Genomic DNA, 20,431 nt, shown 5'->3' on the forward strand with positions numbered 1-20,431 from the left:
GTGTTTCTACCTCAGCTTCAGGGTGGCAAGGCCGACCAGCACGAGAATCACGGTGATGATCCAGAAACGGACGATCACGCGCGGCTCGGGCCAGCCCTTGAGTTCAAAGTGGTGGTGAATGGGCGCCATGCGGAATACGCGGCGACCGGTCAGTTTAAAAGAGGCGACCTGAATGACGACGGACAGGGTTTCCATCACGAATACGCCGCCCATGATGAACAGGACGATTTCCTGACGGACGATCACCGCGATGGTGCCCAGGGCCGCGCCCAGCGCCAGTGCGCCGACGTCACCCATGAAGACCTGTGCCGGATAGGTGTTGAACCAGAGGAAGCCCAGGCCAGCTCCGATCAACGCGCCACAGAACACGATCAACTCACCGGCGCCCGGTACATAAGGAATCAGCAGGTATTCGGCGAATTTCACGTTACCCGACAGGTAGCAGAAAATGCCCAGGCCACCGCCGACCATCACGGTCGGCATGATCGCCAGGCCGTCGAGGCCGTCGGTCAGGTTGACCGCGTTACTCGAACCGACGATCACAAAATAGGTCAGCACGATGAAACCGGCGCCCAGCGGAATGCTGTAATCCTTCAGCATCGGCAGGATCAGCGTGGTTTCCACCGGCGTGGCGGCAGTCATATAAAGGAAGATCGCCGCGCCCAGGCCGAATACCGATTGCCAGAAATACTTCCAGCGGCTCGGCAAGCCACGGGAGTTCTTCTCGATGACCTTGCGGTAGTCGTCGACCCAGCCGATAGCGCCAAACAACAGGGTCACCAGTAACACGACCCAGACGTAACGGTTGCTCAGGTCAGCCCACAGCAGGGTGCTGACACCGATGGACGACAGAATCAGCGCGCCGCCCATGGTCGGTGTACCCGACTTGGACAGGTGCGACTGCGGGCCGTCGTTGCGAACGGATTGACCGATCTGACGGTTCTGCAACGTGCGGATCATCCATGGGCCATAGCACAGCGACAAGACCAGCGCGGTCAGTACACCGAGAATCCCGCGCAGGGTCAGGTACTGGAAGACCGCGAAGCCTTTGTAGAACTGTTGCAGATACTCCGCTAGCAGCAGCAGCATTAATGTTTCTCCAGACTGGACCCGCACAAGGCGGCGACGACGTTTTCCATCGCAGCGCTGCGCGACCCCTTGATCAAAATGGTGGTGTTTGTATCTTGCTCGGCGCCCAGGGCCTTGATCAGCTCAGCCTGCGTGCTGAAGTGAAAAGCCTGTGGACCGAATGCGTTCACGGCGTGAGCCATCATTGGCCCGACGGCGTACAGCGCAGAAACCTTGCCACGGGCGTATTCGCCCACGTCGCGGTGCCCCTGCTCCGCCCATTCGCCCAACTCGCCGATATCCCCGAGCACCAGGACGGTGCGACCGGAAAAGCCGGCCAGTATATCAACGGCAGCGCACATGGAGGTGGGGTTGGCGTTGTAAGTGTCATCGATCACGCGCATGCCGTTGCTGGCCAGTTGCGCGACGGTGCGCCCCTTGACCGGCTGCACCGCGCCAAGGCCGGTGGCGATCCCGGACAGCGACACACCCAGGGCATGGGCGGCAGCGGCGGCAGCCATGGCATTGGCGACGTTATGGGTGCCGAGCAGGTTCAGTTGAACACGCTCCACACCTTCAGGGTTGTGCAGGTTGAAGGCCGGGCAACCGCGGGCATCGGTGGCCAGATCACTGGCATGGAAATCGGCGCTGGAATTGCTCAACGCAAACGTCAGCACTTTGCGATCACCGGCGCGGGCCTTCCAGATACCGAATGCCTTGTCGTCGAGATTGAGAACGGCGACGCCATCGGCATCCAGCCCTTCGATAATCTCGCCCTTGGCTTCGACGATTTTTTCCGGACCGCCGAACTCGCCGACGTGGGCGGTCCCGGCGTTGTTGAGGATGGCCACGTGCGGCCTGGTCAGGCCGACTGTGTAGGCAATTTCGCCCAGGCGCGAAGCACCCAGCTCGATCACGGCAGCGGTGTGTTCCGGCGCCAGTTCGAGCAAGGTCAGCGGCACGCCGAGGTCGTTGTTCAGGTTGCCACGGGTGGCCAGCACTGCACCGCGCGTACGCAGGATGCTCGCAAGCATCTCCTTGACCGTGGTCTTGCCGCTGGAACCAGTGATTGCCGCAACCGGATGGGTGTAGGCGGCACGATTCAGCGCGCCCAACTGGCCCAGGGCCTGGCGAGTGTCGCTGACCAGCAACTGCGGCAGCGTGCTGCCAGCGACTTCACGCTCGACCAGCGCAGCCACGGCGCCCTTGGCGGCGACTTCATTCAGATAGTCATGACCGTCAAAACGCGGACCGGTCAGGGCAATGAACAGTTGGCCCGGCTTGATCGCCCGGCTGTCGATGCTGACGCCGTCGAAGCTGGCATCGACGGACACCAGGCGAGCACTCAGCGCACCGGTCAGTTCACTCAGTTTCAAGGCCTTAAGCATGGGCCACCTCCCACGCGGTCAAAGCGTGATCGGCCTCGACCAGATCGGAAAAGGCATGACGCTCGCCGTTGATTTCCTGATAGTCCTCGTGACCTTTACCGGCCAGGACAATCACGTCATCCACCGAGGCACTGGCGATCAGCCGGGCAATCGCCTGACCACGACCGGCAACGAACTCCACTTTATCCACAGCCGTGAAACCGGCGCGGATGTCATCGAAAATCACTGCCGGGTCTTCAGTACGCGGATTGTCGTCGGTGACCAGCACGCCATCGGCCAGGCGCTCGACCACTTCGGCCATCAACGGACGCTTGCCTCGATCACGGTCGCCGCCACAGCCGAACAGGCACAGCAACCGGCCCTTGGCGTGTGGACGCAGGGCCAGCAGCACTTTTTCCAGGGCATCCGGGGTGTGGGCGTAATCGACCACCACCAGCGGCTGCGAGCCACCGCCCAGGCGCTGCATGCGCCCGGCAGGGCCTTCAAGCTTCGGCAGTACCTTGAGGATTTCGTCCAGGGCGTAATCCAGACCGAGCAACGCCCCGACCGCCGCCAGGACATTGCTCAGGTTGAAGCGACCAAGCAAGGTGCTGCGCAAGTGGTGCTCGCCCTGTGGCGTGACCAGCGTGGCGCGCACGCCTTCGTCGTCGAATTGCGCCTGACGGCAATACAGGTAGGCGCTGGAATCTTCCAGGCTGTAGGTGATCAACCGCGACTCGCGCTTGTCGGCGGCCAGTTGCCGGCCGAACTCGTCGTCGAGGTTGACCACGCGGCATTTCAAGTCATTCCAGTCAAACAGCCTGGCCTTGGCTTCGCCGTAAGACTGCATGGTGCCGTGATAATCCAGGTGATCGCGGGACAGGTTGGTCATCACTGCCACATCGAACGCCAGTGCAGTCACGCGGCCCTGGTCCAGACCATGGGAAGAAACTTCCATCGCCACGGCTTTGGCGCCGGCCTTTTTCAGGTCCGCCAGAGTCGCTTGCACGGCAATCGGGTTCGGCGTGGTGTGCAGACCGCTTTCCAGTGCGCCGTAGAAACCCGAACCGAGCGTGCCGACCAGGCCGCAGTGCTGGCCGAGCAGGTCCAGTGCCTGGGCAACCAGTTGAGTCACGCTGGTCTTGCCGTTGGTACCGGTCACGCCTATCAGGTTCAGGTGATGGCTCGGCTCGCCATAAAAACGCCCGGCGATGTCCGACAGCTGGGCCGCCAGCCCCTTGACCGGAATCAGCGGCACTTCAGTGATCGGCAGGACCGTGGCGCCTTCTACTTCATAGGCCACCGCGGCAGCACCGCGCTGCAAGGCGTCGGCAATATGCGCGCGCCCATCGAATTTCCCGCCCGGCACGGCGAGGAACAGATCACCTGCGCGCACATTGCGGCTGTCCAGGGCGAGCTCGCGAATCAGCAGATCGTGGCCGGCGTGAGGGAAAATCTTGTTCAGGCTCAGAGACATCAGCCGCGCCCTCCATTGGCTTTCAGCGGAACGACCGGTGTTGCGTTCGCTTGTTGAGTAGGTGGCAGGTTGTCCGGCGTAATGTTCATCAGGCGCAGGGTGCCCGACATCACGCGACTGAACACCGGCGCGGAAACCAGGCCGCCGAAGTAACCAGCCTTGGTCGGCTCGTCGATTACCACCACGATGGCGTAACGCGGATCGCTCATCGGGCCGAAGCCGGCGAACAGCGAACGGTAGGAGTTTTCGGCGTAACCCTTGGTGCCGACCGAGGTTTTACGCGCAGTACCCGACTTGCCGCCCACGTGATACGCCGGTACCTGCGCACGGAACACACCGCGCGGAGCCTCGATCACTTGTTGCAGCATGCCTTGCATGGTTTTCGCGACGGCCTCCGGCAACACCTGGGTGGTTTGCGGCGCCTTGTCGGTCTTGATCAGGGTCAGCGGTGCGAGGCGACCGTTGTTGGCCAGGGCCGAGAAGGCGTGGACCAGCTGGATCGCGGTCACGGAAACACCGTAGCCATAAGACAGCGTTGCGGTCTCGGCCTTGCGCCACTCGCGGTAGTTCGGCAGGTTGCCGACGCGCTCGCCCGGGAAGCCCAGGCCGGTGTCCTGGCCGAGACCGACTTTCTGCGCCAGACGGAAAATGGTTTCGCCGCCGATATCGAACGCGACCTTGCTCATGCCGACGTTACTGGAATTGATCAGGATGCCGGTCAGGTCGAGCACCGGTCCTTCGGTCTTGGAAACGTCTTTGATGGTGTACTTGCCAATCTGCAGGGAGCCCGGATACACCTCGACCGTGTCGCTCGGTTTCCAGCGGCCGGTTTCGATGGCGGCGCTCATCGAGATCGCTTTCATGGTCGAGCCTGGCTCGAACACGTCGATCATCGCGCGGTTACGCATCATCGCCGGCTGCAGGTTGCGGCGGTTGTTCGGGTTGTAGGTCGGCTGGTTGACCATCGCGAGAATCTCGCCGGTCTTCACGTCCATGATCACCAGGCTGCCGGCCTTGGCGCCGTTCTCGATGATCGCGTTACGCAGTTCGCGATTGGCCAGGTATTGCAGGCGCAGGTCAATGGACAACGCCAAGGGCTTTCCGGCCTTGGCGTTTTTGGTGACCTGGACATCCTTGATCAACCGGCCGCGCCGGTCTTTGATGACTTGTCGTTTACCCGGCACCCCGGCCAGCCATTCGTCATAGGCCAGCTCGATACCTTCCTTTCCATGGTCATCGATGTCGGTAAAGCCGACCATATGCGCGGTCACTTCACCGGCCGGATAGAAACGGCGGAACTCTTCGATGCCATAGACGCCTGGCACTTTCAGATCGAGCACCGCCTGGCCCTGCTCAGGCGTCAGCCCGCGCACCAGATAAATGAATTCTTTATTGGCTTGCGCTTCAAGGCGCTCGGCCAAAGCTTTAGGGTCTTGCCCCAGCGCAGCGGCCAATGCTGGCCACTTCTCTTTGGCCGTTTGCATTTCCTTGGCATTGGCCCAAAGGGTGGTGACCGGAGTACTCACTGCCAAAGGCTCGCCGTTACGGTCGGTGATCAGACCACGGTGAGCCGGAATTGGAATATGACGAACACTGCGGGCATCGCCCTGACCTTTGAGGAAGGCACGGTCGACCACTTGCAAATCGATGATGCGCCAGGCAATCGCGGCCACCATGATGCCGAGTAAACCCAGCACCAGACGGAACCGCCACGGGAAGAGCGCGCCTTCGAGTTTCATCATGGCGCCACCATTTTCACGTCAGCGGCACCGGGGATGTGCATTTTCAATTGTTCGGTGGCCAGCACTTCGATACGGCTGTGGGCGGTCCAAGTGCTCTGCTCCAGAATCAACCGGCCCCACTCCGCCTGCGCCTTGTCGCGCACGCTCAGTTCGTTGTACAGCGAATTCAATAGCTGACGGTTCCAGTGCGCGCTGTAGGACACGCCGATGGCCGACACGAGCACGCCGACAAACAGCAGCAGCATGAAGAAGCTTCCGCCGGGCAATGGCTTGGCGAAAAGCCTGCTCACCGCAGCTTCTCCGCCACACGCATGACAGCGCTACGGGAACGTGGGTTGGCTTTGAGTTCGGCGTCGGAGGCCGTCTGCGCTTTGCCATGGACTTTAATTTTCGGTTCGAAAGCGACATGCCGAACCGGCAGGTTGCGCGGCAGGTTGTCGGCTTCGCCTTTCACCAGCTTGCGCATGAACAGTTTGACGATACGGTCTTCCAGCGAATGGAAGCTGATCACCACCAGGCGACCGCCCACTTCCAGGCATTCCAGCGCGGCTTCGAGGCCGGTTTCCAGATCACCCAGTTCGTTGTTGACGTGAATACGCAGGCCCTGGAACGCGCGGGTTGCAGGGTTCTTGCCCTTTTCCCACGCCGGGTTGGCGACCTTCAGGACTTCTGCCAGGTCACCTGTGCGCTCGAATGGCTTGATGTCGCGGCGCTCGGCCACGGCACGGGCCATGCGGCCGGAGAAACGCTCTTCGCCGTATTCCTTGAACACCCGGGCGATTTCTTCCACGGGCGCGGTGTTGACGAATTCAGCGGCGCTGATGCCACGGGACGGATCCATGCGCATGTCCAGCGGGCCGTCGTTGAGGAAACTGAAGCCGCGCTCAGGATCGTCGAGCTGTGGCGAAGACACGCCCAGATCCAGCAGCACGCCGCTGACCTTGCCGGCCAGACCGCGTTCGGCGACTTCCGAACCGAGCTCGGCAAAGCTGCGCTGCACAACGACAAAGCGGCCGTCTTCGGCCGCTAGCGTCTGCCCGGTGGCAATCGCTTGTGGATCTTTATCGAATCCGAGCAACCGACCATCGGGACCGAGCTGACTGAGGATCAACCGGCTGTGTCCGCCGCGCCCGAACGTGCCGTCCAGATAGCAGCCATCAGGACGTACGGCGAGAGCCTCGACGGCTTCGTCAAGCAGTACGGTGATGTGGTTAAAGCCGCTATCAATAGTCACAGGATCAAATCACGCAGTTCATCAGGCATAGCGCCCGGTTGTTGAATGGCAGCCAGGTCAGCGGCAGAAACCGCGTTCCAGGCATCCTCGTCCCACAATTGGAACTTGTTCAGTTGGCCTACCAACATCGCGCGCTTATCCAACTTGGCATATTCACGAAGACGCGGCGGAACCAGAAAACGACCACTGCCATCGAGCTCGAGGTCGACGGCATTACCAATCAGTAAACGTTGCAGGCGGCGGTTCTCTTCGCGAAGCGAAGGTAGTGCGCGCAGTTTGGTTTCAATAATTTCCCACTCATCGAGGGGGTAAACACACAAACAAGGATCAACGGCATCAATTGTCACGATCAATTGACCGGAGCTGCGCGAATCGAGCTCGTCACGGTACCGGCTCGGCATTGCGAGACGGCCCTTTGCATCGAGACTGATAGCGTTAGCTCCGCGAAACACGTCAGCGTTTCTCCAAATTCTAGCGTTTTGAGTTCAAAAAACCCACTTCATGCCACTTTCCGCCACTTACGCACACTATAGGAATGCGCCCACCACACCGTCAAGGCGCGGATTAAAGGAAAACCCTTACAGAACTGAGATTTAGGAGCATTAACGGAGGGGTAACGAGAATCCGGCAGATGAAACTGACCGATAACTTGAATCAGCACAGAAGGCTGCGTTCGAAAGTTAAAGTAATTTATTAAGAGTAAGATTTTTTTGGTATTACAAAAGAGGTTCTGCGGATGATTGTGTAAGGAGGGAAACCGGTGCTGCGTGGAGTTTATGCAATCACTACAAGCGCGGGCCAATCGATATCACAAAACCACTTCTCCTGACGATGGTGCAGGAGGGAAATTGCTACCACCGACACACTCTGCCCAAAAAATTAAGCAGAGAGGAGAAAAAGGTGGAGAGTCGATCTGTAAGCCGGGTTCTGTCTTGAACAGTCATTCGTCTACGATGGCCATCACTGGACATCTTTAGCAACCTACCCGGTCCCAGCGCGGGCCACGCCTTGGGACCCTATTTGGTCTTGCTCCAAGTGGGGTTTACCTAGCCACGAACTGTTGCCAGACGTGCGGTGCGCTCTTACCGCACCTTTTCACCCTTACCGGCGCCGAAGCGCTTAGGCGGTTATTTTCTGTGGCACTTTCCGTAGGCTCACGCCTCCCAGGCGTTACCTGGCACTTCGCCCTATGGAGCCCGGACTTTCCTCCCCCCCCTAATTTTCATAGAGGGCAGCGACTGTCCGATCGACTCTCCGCCGCGAAGGTTACCGGCACAGCGCCCGAAGAACAAGCGCCAAGCGCCATTGAGCACGCCTGTGCGTCGGGTTTTACTCGCCCTTCTGCTGATCCAGCGCGATCTGGTACAGCACATTCTTTCGCTCGCCGGTGATTTGCGCCGCCAAAGCCGCTGCACGCTTGAGCGGCATTTCTTCGAGCAACAGGTTGAGGATGCGCATCGCCTCACTGCTGACGGCACCCTCCTCCTCGGGCGCGGACCAGCCCGCCACCAGCACCACGCACTCGCCGCGCTGCTGATTGCTGTCCGACTCGACAAACTCGCGCAGCTCGGCCAGCGGCAGCCCCTTGAGGGTCTCAAACGTCTTGGTCAGCTCACGGGCAAGCAGTGCCGGGCGCTCGGGACCGAACACCAGCTCCATGTCCTGCAGGCATTCCAGGATGCGATGCGGGGCCTCATAGAAGATCAATGTACGAGGTTCTTCCTTTACCTGTTCGAGACGCGCACGCCGCCCCACCGCCTTGGCCGGCAGAAAACCTTCGAAAATGAATCGGTCGGAAGGCAGCCCTGCTGCCGACAGCGCGGCAATCAACGCGCAGGCACCCGGAACCGGCACCACATTGATGCCCGCCGCCCGGGCCTGCCGTACCAGGTGATAACCCGGATCGGAAATCAGCGGCGTCCCGGCATCCGAGATCAACGCCACGTTGTCACCGGCAAGCAGGCGAGTGATAAAGCGACTACCTTCATCCCGCTCGTTGTGCTCATGGCAGGCCGCCAATGGCGTCGAGATGCCGAAGTGTTGCATCAAGCGCTGGGAATGACGGGTGTCTTCCGCGGCAATCAAGGCCACTTCACGCAGGATCTTCAGCGCCCGCGCACTGATGTCATCCAGGTTGCCGATGGGCGTCGCCACCACATAAAGCGAGCCAGCAGCGGAATTCAAAGCACCTGGAGCAGTCAAAGCGCACACCTCATGATCGGTAAAAGTCGCCATTGTAGCGCGTAGCGAGACTCACGATACCCGCAAGCAAACGAGGTATCGGCGACCGTTTGTGCGCTGGCGCAACATTTACACCAGCTAAATTGATCGATTCACGCCAGTAACATCGCGCCCCGGCCAGTGCTTGGGTACAATTCCACGCTAATTTGATCGAGTATCAGGAACGCTTACATGATCGCTTGCCTGCGGCTGTTATCTGCCCTCTGCCTCGCTGCCTTGCTGGCGGCTTGCGCCAGCTCGCCCTCGTCCAGCCTTGGCGAACTTCCACGGACACCGGATGCCAGTATCGAGCAACTGCTTGAGAAGGCCTCCCAAAGCAAATCACCGGAAGATGCCGCCCTGCTGCGCTTGAGCGCTGCCGACCTGGCCTATCGCCAGGGTAATGCCGGCCAATCCGCGCAAATCCTGCAACAGGTTCCTGTCGAACAGCTCAAGCCGGGCCCACAGGTTTTCGCCAACACCCTGGCGGCTGAACTGGCCATGACCCGCAATCAGCCCAAGGCCGCACTGGCCGCCTTGAGCCACCCAAGCCTGCAATACTTGAGCGAACTGCCCGACGAACAACAGGTCCGCACCGGCACCGTTCACGCCCGCGCACTTGAAGCCGATGGCCAGACCCTCGCCGCCGCTCGCCAGCGCATTTTCATCGCCCCGATGCTCGAAGGTGAAGCCGCGAGCAAAAACCACGAAGCCATCTGGACCCTGATCGCTTCGCTGCCGACCAATCAGTTGCAGCCAAACACCACCGACGATCTCGGCGGCTGGATGGCCTTGGCGCAGGCAGTGAAATCCGCCGGCACCCTGGAGCAGCAACAGGCCGCCATCGACAACTGGCGCGCGCAGAATCCGAAGCACCCGGCAGCCATTCAATTACCGCAGCCACTGACCCAACTCAAGGAGCTGGCCAGCCAGCCCCTGAGCAAGATCGCCCTGCTGTTGCCTCAGGACGGCCAACTGGCCTCGGTTGGCAAAGCGCTGCGCGACGGCTTCATGGCCGCTCACTACCAGGCCCAACAGGCCGGGCAGAAACCACCTGCCATCGAGTTCTATGACAGCTCGCGCCTGACCTCCATGGACGAGTTCTACCGCAAGGCCCAGGCCGATGGCGTGCAACTGGTCGTCGGCCCGCTGGAGAAGCCGCTGGTCAAACAGTTGAGCACTCGCCCGCAATTGCCGATCACCACCCTGGCACTGAACTACAGCGAGGGCGATCAAGGCCCGGCGCAGTTGTTCCAGTTCGGCCTTGCCGCTGAAGACGAAGCTCGCGAAGTGTCGCGCCGCGCTCGCGCCGACGGCCTGCATCGCGCAGCCATCATGGTGCCGAAAGGTGAGTGGGGCGACCGCGTACTCAAGGCGTTCAGCCAGGATTGGCAAGCCAATGGCGGCACCATCGTCGCCACCGAACGCGTCGACCAGCCGGTCCAGTTGGCCCAGCAGATTGCCGACATGTTCCAGCTGCGCCAGAGCGAAGGTCGCGCCAAGAGCCTGCAAAGCACCGTTGGCTCGCAAGTGGCCGCCCAGCCATCGCGCCGCCAGGACATCGAGTTCATTTTCCTCGCCGCGACACCGCAACAGGCCCAGCAGATCAAACCGACCCTGAACTTCCAGTACGCAGGCGATGTTCCGGTCTACGCCACCTCCCACGTGTTCAGCGCCAGCGGCGACGTCAACCAGTACAACGACATGAATGGCATTCGCTTCTGCGAGACGCCATGGTTGCTGGACGCCAATGATCCACTGCGCCGCCAGGTCACCGCCCAGTGGCCACAAGCCGCCGGCAGCCTGGGGCGCCTGTATGCAATGGGTGTGGACGCTTATCGCCTGGCGCCACGCCTGGGCCAGCTCAAGTCCCTGCCGGACAGCCGCATCGACGGTGAGTCGGGCAGCCTTGGCATGTCTCAGAGTCAGCGGGTCGTGCGCCAGTTGCCATGGGCCGAGTTCGCCAATGGCCAGGTTCAGCGCCTGCCGGACACCGCTCGCTGATGCCCGACAGGTCACGCCAGCAAAGCGGCAAGGATGCCGAGCGCCATGCGCTCGAGCATCTTCAACAACAGGGTCTGCGCCTGCTGGCGCAGAACTGGTTGTGTAAACGCGGCGAGCTTGATCTGGTCATGCTAGATGGCGATACAGTAGTATTCGTCGAAGTCCGCTACAGAAAAAACACTCAATGGGGTGGCGCGCTCGATAGCATCGATGAGCGCAAACGGCAAAAACTGATTTTCGCCGCGCAATATTTTCTTCAGCGCGAGCCGCGCTGGGCCAATTCCCCTTGCCGCTTCGACGTGATTGCCATCGACAGCAACCTCGATCAATTGAACTGGCTACAGAATGCCTTCGACGGCTGATCGCCGGCATTGCGAACCGGACACTATCACCCACACTTTTGCTCTTTGCTTTGCGGGCTGCACATTCACGTGCCGAACAGCCGCGCTACTTAAGGTCACACAGATGGACATGCAATCGCGAATTCGCCAGCTTTTTCAGGCCAGTATCGACACCAAGCAACAGGCGATGGAAGTACTTGCACCGCACATCGAGCAAGCCAGCCAGGTCATGGTCAACGCCCTGCTCAACGAAGGCAAAATGCTTTCCTGCGGCAACGGCGGCTCTGCCGGCGATGCCCAGCACTTCTCGTCCGAGCTGCTCAATCGCTTTGAGCGCGAGCGTCCGAGCCTGCCGGCCATCGCCCTGACGACCGACAGTTCGACAATCACCTCGATCGCCAACGACTACAGCTACAACGAAATCTTCTCCAAGCAGATTCGTGCACTCGGCCAACCGGGCGATGTGTTGCTGGCCATCTCCACCAGCGGCAACTCGGCCAACATAATTCAAGCGATCCAGGCCGCACATGATCGCGAAATGATTGTCGTAGCATTGACGGGGCGTGATGGCGGCGGCATGGCGTCGCTGCTATTGCCCGAGGACGTCGAGATTCGCGTACCGGCCAACGTCACCGCTCGTATTCAAGAAGTCCACCTGCTGGCGATCCATTGCCTTTGCGACTTGATCGACAGCCAATTGTTCGGGAGTGAAGAATGACCCCTAATCGCCTTGGCCTACTGGCCTTGACCCTGTGCCTCGGCATCAGCGGCTGCACCTCGGTGGTGACCGCCAGCCGTGAAGCACCGATTGAAGATGACCGCGGCACTCGCACACTGGGCAGCAAGATCGACGATTCCCTGATCGACACCAAGGTCGGCGTGAACATCGCCAAGGCCGACCCGGCCCTGGATAAGGATTCGCACATCGTCGTCACCAGCTTCAACGGTGTCGTGCTGCTCGCCGGGCAAACGCCACGCGCGGACCTCAAGGCCAAGGCCGAACAGGCCGCCGCCGCTGTCCAGCGCGTGAAACAGGTGCACAACGAACTGCAAGTCCTGCCGCCCTCCTCGTTGCTGGCACGCCAGAACGACACCTGGCTGACCACCAAGATCAAGACCCAGATGCTCGCCGATGCGAACATCCCTGGCTCGCGCATCAAGGTTGTCACTGAAAACGGCATCGTCTACTTGCTGGGCCTGCTGACCAAGCAGGAAGCGGCGCAGGCGACCAACCTGGTTCAGGGCGTATCCGGCGTGCAGAAGATTGTGAAGTTGTTCGAGTACATCGACTGACCTGCAATCCCACGCAATAAAAAAGGCGATCCATCTGGATCGCCTTTTTTATTACTTCACCACTTTCAGACTGGGGCGACCGCTTGGACGCGGAGGCTCGCTGTCGGGTGGTGGAAGATCGTCATCCGGCTCGATCTCGTCGTCCTCGCCCATCGGCGACTCCAGATCGAACACCATGCCCTGGCCATTCTCCCGGGCGTAGATACCCAGGATCGAAGCAATTGGCACGTACAAGGTGTGTGGTACGCCACCAAAGCGCCCCTCGAAACTGACCGCCTCGTTATCCATGTGCAAATGACGCACGGCTTGTGGCGATACGTTCAGGACGATCTGTCCGTCACTGGCAAACCCCTGAGGCACCTGCACCGACGGATACTCGGAATTGACCAGCATGTGCGGGGTGCAATCGTTGTCCACAATCCACTCATAGAGCGCACGGACCAGATAAGGTCGACTGGAGTTCATAACGGCTCCTTAAGCCTTAGCGCATGTCGCGTTCGACACCAGACAGACTCGCCTGGAAAGCCTCACGCGCAAACTGGCGCTCCATATAATCAAGCAGCGGCTTGGCAGGCCGCGGCAGTTCTATACCCAGAATCGGCAATCGCCAGAGTATTGGCAATAGGCAGCAATCCACCAGACTTTGTTCCTCACTGAGGAAAAACGGTTTGTCGGCAAACAGTGGCGACACACCCGTCAGGCTTTCGCGCAACTCTTTTCGAGCCACGGCACGGGCCGCCTCCTTGGTCCGCGAATCCAGAATCAGGTCCACCAGACCACACCAGTCTCGCTGAATGCGGTGTATCAGCAGGCGACTGTTGGCACGCGCCACGGGATAAACCGGCAGTAGCGGCGGGTGCGGGTAACGCTCATCCAGATATTCCATCACCACAGTCGACTCCCACAACGCCAGGTCGCGGTCGACCAGTGTGGGCAAGCTGCCGTAAGGGTTCACTTCAATCAGTTTAGGTGGCTGGCGACCAGCCTCCACGTAAATGATCTCGGCGCTGACACCCTTCTCTGCCAGTACGATGCGCACTCGGTGGGAATAGTGGTCGGCGGGGTCGGAGTAACAGGCCAACCGATTGGTCACGCCCATGGCGATCCTCCTCGCTTGTAGAAATTATCGAAAGCTCAAAAACGAGCGCGCCCAGAGGGCGCCTCCCGTAACGACTGGATCACCAGTTTCGCTACATTTTCAGAGGCGCCCTTGGGCGCGCGCGATTAACAGCAATAGCTTGAAGCTTTATCAGTGCACGTCTTTCCAGTATTCGCGCTTGAGCAGGTAAGCGAAGACGAAGAAGAACGCCAGGTACAACAATACATACGTACCGATGCGCTGATGTTGCAGCTTAACCGGGTTAGCCGAGTAAGCCAGGAAGGTTACCAGATTCTTGACCTTCTCATCGAACTGCTCTGCAGTCAGGGCACCGCTTTTCGGCACGATGGTCAGTTGATCGCACGCCTCATGAGTCAATGGCGTGCCAGTCAACGGATCAAATTGCTTCTTGCCGTCTTCGACGATCTGAACCTGTTTGCAACCAACCACCTGGCGACCTTGCAGGCCGGCCAGGACGTTAGGCATGCCCACGTTCGGGAAGACCTTGTTGTTCACGCCCCATGGGCGCGAAGGATCTTCGTAGAACGACTTCAGGTAACCGTAGAGCCAGTCGGTGCCGCGAACACGGGCAACCAGGGTCAGGTCAGGCGGCGCTGCGCCAAACCAGGCCTTGGCGTCCGCTGGCTGCATGCCGATACTCATGTGGTCGCCGATCTTGGCGCCAGTGAATACCAGTTTCTCCAGCATCAACTCATGGGGAATGCCCAGGTCGTCGGCAACACGCTCATAGCGTTGGAACTTGGCACTGTGGCAACCCATGCAGTAGTTGGCGAACGTACGCGCGCCGTCCTGCATGGCTGCGTTATCGGAAACGTCGATGTCGACTTTTTCCAGCTCGGGGCCACCGTGCTCGGCTGCGAAAGCAAACACCGGCAGCGCAGCAAGCATCAATACAGCAAATAGTTTTTTCATCAGCCAGTCACCCTTTCCGGAACCGGTTTGGTCTTCTCAAGCCTGGTGTAGAACGGCATCAGAATGAAGTAGGCGAAGTACAGGAAGGTACATACCTGCGACAGCAACGTACGCTCAGGGGTTGGGGCCAATACGCCCAGCACACCCAGGATCACGAACGAGATGCAGAACACCCAGAGCCAGATCTTGCTCAGCCAGCCCTTGTAGCGCATCGACTTGACCGGGCTACGGTCCAGCCACGGCAGGACGAACAGCACAGCAATGGCCGCACCCATGGCGATCACGCCCAGGAGTTTGTCCGGAATCGCACGCAAGATGGCGTAGAACGGGGTGAAGTACCAGACCGGAGCGATGTGCTCTGGGGTCTTGAAGGCGTTCGCCACTTCAAAGTTCGGCTTTTCGAGGAAGTAGCCGCCCATTTCCGGGAAGAAGAACACGATCGAGCAGAAGATGAACAGGAACACCACCACGCCGACGATATCTTTCACGGTGTAGTACGGGTGGAAGGCAATGCCGTCCAGCGGTATGCCGTTTTCGTCCTTGTGCTTCTTGATGTCCACGCCGTCCGGATTGTTCGAACCGACTTCGTGCAACGCCAGGATATGCAGCACCACCAGACCCAGGATAACGATCGGCAGGGCAACCACGTGCAGGGCGAAGAAGCGGTTCAGGGTAATACCGGAAATCAGGTAGTCACCACGAATCCACTGGGTCAGGTCGTTGCCGATGACCGGGATCGCACCGAACAGCGAGATGATCACCTGGGCACCCCAGTAGGACATCTGGCCCCACGGCAGCAGGTAGCCCATGAAGGCTTCGGCCATCAGCGCCAGGTAGATCAGCATGCCGAAGACCCACACCAGCTCACGCGGCTTCTGGTACGAACCGTAGAGCAGGCCACGGAACATGTGCAGATAGACCACGATGAAGAACGCCGAAGCGCCGGTGGAGTGCAGCAGACGCAGGATCGAGCCGTACTCGACGTCACGCATGATGTATTCGACGGAAGCGAACGCCTCTTCCGCCGACGGGTTGTAGCTCATGGTCAGCCAGACACCGGTGACGATCTGGTTGACCAGAACGAGCAGCGCCAGGGAGCCAAAGAAATAGAAGAAGTTGAAGTTTTTCGGAGCGTAGTACTTGCTGAGATGGTCTTCCCACATTTTGGTGGCGGGAAAGCGTGCATCAACCCAATCCATGAACTTGCTCATCACGCTTTCTCCGTATCGACGCCAATGATAATAATTTCATCGGTCTCATAGGAATGCGGGGGAACTGGCAGGTTCAAAGGCGCAGGCTGCGACTTGTAGACGCGACCAGCCAGATCGTAGTGGGAACCGTGGCAAGGGCAGAAATAGCCGCCTACCCAGTCTTTACCCAGATCCGCAGGTGCCACTTCGGGACGGAAGGTCGGCGAGCAACCCAGGTGCGTGCAGATACCGATCAGCAGCAGGACCTCGGGTTTGATCGAACGGGTTTCCGGATCAACGTAAGTCGGTTGTGTCGAGTTCTTGGAGGTCGGGTCAGCGAGCTGGCCCTCGATCTTCTTCAGATTCCCCAGGATTTCCTGTGTACGGCGGACGATGAACACCGGCTGGCCGCGCCACTCAGCAATCATCTGCTGGCCTGGCTCGATCTTGCTGACATTCACTTTCACCGGTGCACCTGCGGCTTTCGCCTTGGCACTGGGAAACCATGACCCCACGAACGGGACCGCAGCCCCCACCGCTCCTGCAGCACCCACCACGGATGTGGCTGCTACCAAGAAGCGACGCCGGCCTGCATTCACGCCGTCATTGCTCATTCAGTCCTCTCCCATCAGCTTTGTGGCCTGTTAAATCAGGCATCTACTAAGTAAAACTATGTACTTATAAAAATTTTGCCGAATGGTAATGAAAAGCCCCAATTCTGACAAGGTAATTACCCGAGCCCCTCACCCCCAAGCCTTGTAGTATAGGGCGTCTGCGGATGTGGCAAGTTGTCACAGCGCAATTCTTTGATAAATCGCAGACACAAAAAAACGCCCAGCTCCGTGAGGAAACTGGGCGTTCTTTTTTGAACGTGAAAGCGAATTAACGCTTCGAGTACTGCGGACGCTTACGCGCTTTACGCAGACCGACTTTCTTACGTTCAACTTCACGAGCATCGCGGGTTACGAAGCCGGCTTTACGCAGGGCGCTGCGCAGAGTCTCGTCGTAGTCCATCAGGGCACGAGTGATGCCGTGGCGGATTGCGCCAGCCTGACCACTCACACCACCGCCGATCACGGTGACGTAGATGTCGAATTTCTCGACAGTCTCAGTCAGCTCCAGCGGCTGACGAACTACCATGCGGGCAGTTTCGCGACCGAAGAAGTTATCCAGCGAACGGTTGTTGATGGAGATGTTACCAGTACCCGGACGCAGGAAAACGCGTGCGGTTGCGGTCTTGCGACGGCCAGTGCCGTAATTTTGAGTCGCCGACATAATGTACTATTCCGTTAAAACTTCAGTTCTTGGGGCTGCTGAGCAGTATGTGGGTGTGCAGCGCCCGCATAGACTTTCAGCTTACGGTACATGTCGCGACCCAGTGGGTTTTTAGGCAGCATGCCTTTAACCGCGGTCTCGATCACGCGCTCAGGGGCCTTGGCGATCAGCTTTTCAAAGTTGATCGACTTGATGCCGCCCGGGAAACCGGAGTGGGAGTAGTACATTTTGTCAGTGGTTTTAGCACCGGTAACACGGATCTGCTCAGCGTTGATTACGACGATGTAGTCGCCGGTGTCAACGTGAGGAGTGTACTCAGGCTTGTGCTTGCCACGCAGACGGCTCGCGATTTCGGTGGCCAGACGACCCAGGGTCTGACCAGCAGCGTCGACGACAAACCAGTCGCGCTTTACTGTTTCCGGTTTAGCAGTAAAAGTTTTCATTCTTTATAGCCTCAGGGGCCGCCCTGTAAATTAGACGGCGGATCTTACTGAATAGTGCGTACTTTGACAAGTCAAAGGCAGCCGGATACAGACGCTTTCGGGGGCTCGGGTCGGCGCGTCCGTTCAACGGCAAGATTCTTCGGCGGCGGCGCATCACTTCCACTGCAGAAAGAGGTGCGCAATTATGCAGATTGCGAAAAATAATTCAACCTGCTTTTATGATTGTTTTGCCCAAGGAGCACCCGATGGACTATCGCCAGCTAGGCCGAACCAATCTGAACGTGAGTGCCCTCTGCCTCGGAACCATGACCTGGGGCGAGCAAAACAGCGAAGCAGACGCCTTCGCCCAGATTGAGCGGGCCAAGAGTGCCGGGATCAACTTCATCGACACCGCCGAGATGTACCCGGTGCCACCCAAGGCCGAAACCTACGCCACCACCGAACGCTACATCGGCAATTACTTCAAAAGTCGCGGCGACCGCGCCGACTGGATCCTGGCCAGCAAGATCGCCGGTCCCGGCAACACCATCGACTACATTCGCGATAAAAACCTGCGCCACAACCGCCAGCACATCACCGAAGCGGTGGACGCCAGCCTCCAGCGCCTGCAGACCGATTACATCGACCTGTATCAATTGCACTGGCCGGAGCGCAGCACCAATTTTTTCGGACAGCTGGGCTACCAGCACAAGATCGAAGCCAACCTGACCCCGCTCGAAGACACCCTCGAAGCGCTGGACGAGCAGGTCCGCGCCGGCAAGATCCGCCACATCGGCCTGTCCAACGAGACGCCATGGGGCACCATGCGCTTCCTGGCCCTGGCCGAAGCCCGAGGCTGGCCGCGCGCCGTGTCGATCCAGAACCCGTACAACCTGCTCAACCGCAGCTTCGAAGTCGGCCTGGCGGAAATCGCCATCCGCGAGCAATGCGGCCTGCTCGCCTATTCGCCGCTGGCGTTCGGTTTCCTGTCGGGCAAGTACGAAGGTGGCGCCCGCCCACCAAAAGGTCGCCTGAGCCTCTACAGTCGCTTCAGCCGCTATTTCAACCCGCAGTCGGAAGCTGCCTGCAGCCGTTACGTGGCCCTGGCTCGCGAGCACGGTCTGGACCCGGCACAAATGGCCCTGGCGTTCGTGACGCAGCAGCCATTCGTGACCAGCAACATCATTGGCGCGACGACGATGGAGCAACTGGAGAGCAACATCGGCAGTTTCGACTTGAAGCTGTCGGAGGAAGTGCTGGAAGGGATCGAGGCGATTCACAAGGATCATCCGAATCCGGCTCCATAATTTGTCATGACCACGAAAAGATCGCAGCCTTCGGCAGCTCCTACAGGGTGTACGCCAATTCTGTGTAGGAGCTGCCGGAGGCTGCGATCTTTTCAACCATCAGCGCCAATCAAAGCGACCGCGCAATAATCTCCTTCATGATTTCATTGGTGCCGGCATAGATCCGCTGCACCCGCGCATCCGCCCATGCCCGCGCGATCGGGTACTCCCACATGAACCCGTAGCCACCGTGCAACTGCACACACTCGTCGAGCACCTTGCACTGCAGGTCGGTGCCCCAGTACTTGGCCATCGCCGCCGTCGGCACGTCGAGCTTGCCTTGCAGGTGCAGTTCCAGGCAGCGGTCGACGAAGACCCGACCGATCTGGATTTCCGTGGCCATCTCCGCCAGCTTGAACCGGGTATTCTGGAAATCCGCGATCGACTTGCCGAACGCCTTGCGCTCGCGGGTGTAGTCCAGCGTCCATTGCAGCGCAGCTTCGGCTGAAGCCAATCCGCCAATGGCCACGGTGAGGCGCTCCTGGGGCAATTCCTGCATCAAGTAGGCAAAGCCCATCCCGGCCTGGCCCAGCAGGTTTTCCTTGGGCACACGCACGTCTTGGAAGAACAGCTCCGAGGTGTCCTGGGCTTTCATCCCGACCTTCTCCAGGCGCTTGCCCTTGTCGAACCCCGGCGTATTGGCTTCCACCAGAAACAGACTGGTGCCCTTCGCACCAGCCTTCGGATCGGTCTTGGCGACGACGATCACCAGATCGGCCAGGTAGCCGTTGGTGATAAAAGTCTTGGAGCCGTTGATCACGTACTCATCGCCATCGAGCACGGCCGTGGTTTTCACCCCTTGCAGATCGGAACCGGCGCCCGGCTCAGTCATGGCGATCGCGGTAACCATCTCGCCGGACACCAGTTTCGGCAGGTACTTCTGCTTCAGCGCTTCACTGCCGTAATGCAGGATGTACGGCGCCACGATGTCCGAGTGCAGGGAAAAACCGATGCCGGTCAGGCCAAGCCGCCCCACTTCTTCGATCACCACCGCACTGTAGAGAAAGTCCGCCCCCAGGCCGCCGTACTCTTCCGGCAGGTGCGAACACAGCATCCCCGCCTCCCCCGCCTTGTTCCACAGTTTGCGGTCGATATAGCCTTGTTTTTCCCATTGCCCATGGAACGGCACCGCCTCTTTTTCGAGGAACGTCCGCACGCTGTCGCGAAAAAGCTCGTGCTCGGAACTGAACAGGGTTCTGGGGATCATGCGGCACCTTTTCTTTGTTTTTAGAAGGAGTTGACCTTCAGAGACTATGCCTCGCTTCCGATACAGGACACTGGACACATCCGACAAAAAATAAGACGATCCAGCCGTCTGGTGACCACTTCCCCCTATAAAAATAAAGTTGAATTATGTCTAACCAAGCCTCCACGCCCCTGCGGCGCGTCAGCATCCTGGCCATCGACCGGGTTTTCGCTT

General features: G+C 59.4%; 21 protein-coding genes and 1 other RNA gene. 5 read left to right on the forward strand and 17 right to left on the reverse strand.

The window, feature by feature from the left end; all coding sequences use genetic code 11:
• Positions 1-6: 6 nt before the first annotated feature.
• The 9 genes from mraY to rsmI all read right to left on the reverse strand — a co-directional run bounded on the left by mraY (position 7) and on the right by rsmI (position 9,123).
• Complete coding sequence (gene mraY / locus AC3IP0_RS23460; RefSeq protein WP_016773275.1) at positions 7-1,089, reverse strand: phospho-N-acetylmuramoyl-pentapeptide-transferase; 1,083 nt, start codon at positions 1,087-1,089, stop codon at positions 7-9.
• Positions 1,089-2,456: a UDP-N-acetylmuramoyl-tripeptide--D-alanyl-D-alanine ligase gene (locus tag AC3IP0_RS23465; protein ID WP_489317174.1), complete on the reverse strand. Its 1,368-nt coding sequence runs from the start codon at positions 2,454-2,456 to the stop codon at positions 1,089-1,091. Before AC3IP0_RS23465 ends, mraY begins: the two co-directional genes overlap by 1 nt.
• Positions 2,449-3,912: a UDP-N-acetylmuramoyl-L-alanyl-D-glutamate--2,6-diaminopimelate ligase gene (locus AC3IP0_RS23470; protein WP_489317175.1), complete on the reverse strand. Its 1,464-nt coding sequence runs from the start codon at positions 3,910-3,912 to the stop codon at positions 2,449-2,451. The genes AC3IP0_RS23465 and AC3IP0_RS23470 overlap by 8 nt, the downstream gene beginning before the upstream one ends.
• Positions 3,912-5,651, reverse strand: coding sequence for a peptidoglycan D,D-transpeptidase FtsI family protein (locus AC3IP0_RS23475; protein ID WP_489319820.1), 1,740 nt, complete (start codon positions 5,649-5,651; stop codon positions 3,912-3,914). Before AC3IP0_RS23475 ends, AC3IP0_RS23470 begins: the two co-directional genes overlap by 1 nt.
• Positions 5,651-5,944, reverse strand: a complete 294-nt coding sequence (gene ftsL, locus AC3IP0_RS23480; protein WP_056726225.1) for a cell division protein FtsL — start codon at positions 5,942-5,944, stop codon at positions 5,651-5,653. The genes AC3IP0_RS23475 and ftsL overlap by 1 nt, the downstream gene beginning before the upstream one ends.
• Positions 5,941-6,888 carry a 16S rRNA (cytosine(1402)-N(4))-methyltransferase RsmH gene (gene rsmH, locus AC3IP0_RS23485; RefSeq protein WP_007972589.1) on the reverse strand — a complete coding sequence of 316 codons (948 nt, stop codon included), beginning with the start codon at positions 6,886-6,888 and terminating at the stop codon, positions 5,941-5,943. Before rsmH ends, ftsL begins: the two co-directional genes overlap by 4 nt.
• Positions 6,885-7,340: a division/cell wall cluster transcriptional repressor MraZ gene (gene mraZ / locus AC3IP0_RS23490; RefSeq protein WP_007917012.1), complete on the reverse strand. Its 456-nt coding sequence runs from the start codon at positions 7,338-7,340 to the stop codon at positions 6,885-6,887. Before mraZ ends, rsmH begins: the two co-directional genes overlap by 4 nt.
• Positions 7,341-7,788: 448 nt before the next feature.
• Positions 7,789-8,142: RNase P RNA component class A (rnpB, locus tag AC3IP0_RS23495), an RNA gene on the reverse strand.
• A 75-nt stretch (positions 8,143-8,217) separates the two neighbouring features.
• Positions 8,218-9,123: a 16S rRNA (cytidine(1402)-2'-O)-methyltransferase gene (gene rsmI, locus AC3IP0_RS23500; protein WP_162130270.1), complete on the reverse strand. Its 906-nt coding sequence runs from the start codon at positions 9,121-9,123 to the stop codon at positions 8,218-8,220.
• Between the two features lie 177 nt (positions 9,124-9,300).
• Between rsmI and AC3IP0_RS23505 the strand changes: the two genes are divergently transcribed.
• The 4 genes from AC3IP0_RS23505 (at position 9,301) to AC3IP0_RS23520 (ending at position 12,746) form a co-directional block, all read left to right on the forward strand.
• Entirely contained in the window at positions 9,301-11,112 is a 1,812-nt protein-coding gene (locus tag AC3IP0_RS23505; protein WP_489317177.1) for a penicillin-binding protein activator, read from the forward strand.
• Entirely contained in the window at positions 11,112-11,474 is a 363-nt protein-coding gene (locus AC3IP0_RS23510) for a YraN family protein (protein ID WP_008045939.1), read from the forward strand. The genes AC3IP0_RS23505 and AC3IP0_RS23510 overlap by 1 nt, the downstream gene beginning before the upstream one ends.
• A 103-nt stretch (positions 11,475-11,577) precedes the next feature.
• Positions 11,578-12,171: a phosphoheptose isomerase gene (locus AC3IP0_RS23515; protein ID WP_007972584.1), complete on the forward strand. Its 594-nt coding sequence runs from the start codon at positions 11,578-11,580 to the stop codon at positions 12,169-12,171.
• Positions 12,168-12,746, forward strand: a complete 579-nt coding sequence (locus AC3IP0_RS23520; RefSeq protein WP_008045952.1) for a BON domain-containing protein — start codon at positions 12,168-12,170, stop codon at positions 12,744-12,746. The genes AC3IP0_RS23515 and AC3IP0_RS23520 overlap by 4 nt, the downstream gene beginning before the upstream one ends.
• A gap of 51 nt (positions 12,747-12,797) precedes the next feature.
• Here the strand turns inward: AC3IP0_RS23520 and AC3IP0_RS23525 are convergent, their stop codons facing one another.
• From AC3IP0_RS23525 to rplM, 7 genes are all read right to left on the reverse strand, one after another.
• Positions 12,798-13,211: a ClpXP protease specificity-enhancing factor gene (locus AC3IP0_RS23525; RefSeq protein ID WP_007998247.1), complete on the reverse strand. Its 414-nt coding sequence runs from the start codon at positions 13,209-13,211 to the stop codon at positions 12,798-12,800.
• Positions 13,212-13,227: 16 nt separating this feature from the next.
• Entirely contained in the window at positions 13,228-13,845 is a 618-nt protein-coding gene (locus AC3IP0_RS23530) for a glutathione S-transferase N-terminal domain-containing protein (RefSeq protein WP_007972581.1), read from the reverse strand.
• Positions 13,846-13,995: 150 nt separating this feature from the next.
• Complete coding sequence (locus AC3IP0_RS23535; RefSeq protein ID WP_489317178.1) at positions 13,996-14,778, reverse strand: cytochrome c1; 783 nt, start codon at positions 14,776-14,778, stop codon at positions 13,996-13,998.
• A complete protein-coding gene (locus AC3IP0_RS23540; RefSeq protein WP_008045954.1) occupies positions 14,778-15,989 on the reverse strand; it encodes a cytochrome b in 1,212 nt (403 codons plus the stop codon). The genes AC3IP0_RS23535 and AC3IP0_RS23540 overlap by 1 nt, the downstream gene beginning before the upstream one ends.
• Positions 15,989-16,582, reverse strand: a complete 594-nt coding sequence (gene petA, locus AC3IP0_RS23545; RefSeq protein ID WP_046041913.1) for a ubiquinol-cytochrome c reductase iron-sulfur subunit — start codon at positions 16,580-16,582, stop codon at positions 15,989-15,991. Before petA ends, AC3IP0_RS23540 begins: the two co-directional genes overlap by 1 nt.
• A gap of 268 nt (positions 16,583-16,850) precedes the next feature.
• A complete protein-coding gene (rpsI, locus tag AC3IP0_RS23550; protein WP_003228056.1) occupies positions 16,851-17,243 on the reverse strand; it encodes a 30S ribosomal protein S9 in 393 nt (130 codons plus the stop codon).
• A 14-nt stretch (positions 17,244-17,257) separates the two neighbouring features.
• Positions 17,258-17,686 (reverse strand): 50S ribosomal protein L13, encoded by a 429-nt coding sequence (gene rplM / locus AC3IP0_RS23555; RefSeq protein ID WP_007917032.1) that lies wholly within the window; start codon positions 17,684-17,686, stop codon positions 17,258-17,260.
• Positions 17,687-17,931: 245 nt separating this feature from the next.
• On the opposite strand from rplM, the gene AC3IP0_RS23560 reads away from it, so the two are divergent.
• A complete protein-coding gene (locus AC3IP0_RS23560; protein WP_489326034.1) occupies positions 17,932-18,972 on the forward strand; it encodes an NADP(H)-dependent aldo-keto reductase in 1,041 nt (346 codons plus the stop codon).
• A 109-nt stretch (positions 18,973-19,081) separates the two neighbouring features.
• Here the strand turns inward: AC3IP0_RS23560 and AC3IP0_RS23565 are convergent, their stop codons facing one another.
• Entirely contained in the window at positions 19,082-20,218 is a 1,137-nt protein-coding gene (locus AC3IP0_RS23565) for an acyl-CoA dehydrogenase family protein (RefSeq protein ID WP_489326035.1), read from the reverse strand.
• Positions 20,219-20,431 lie beyond the last annotated feature (213 nt).

The sequence above is a fragment of the Pseudomonas sp. GL_103 genome (assembly GCF_057835175.1).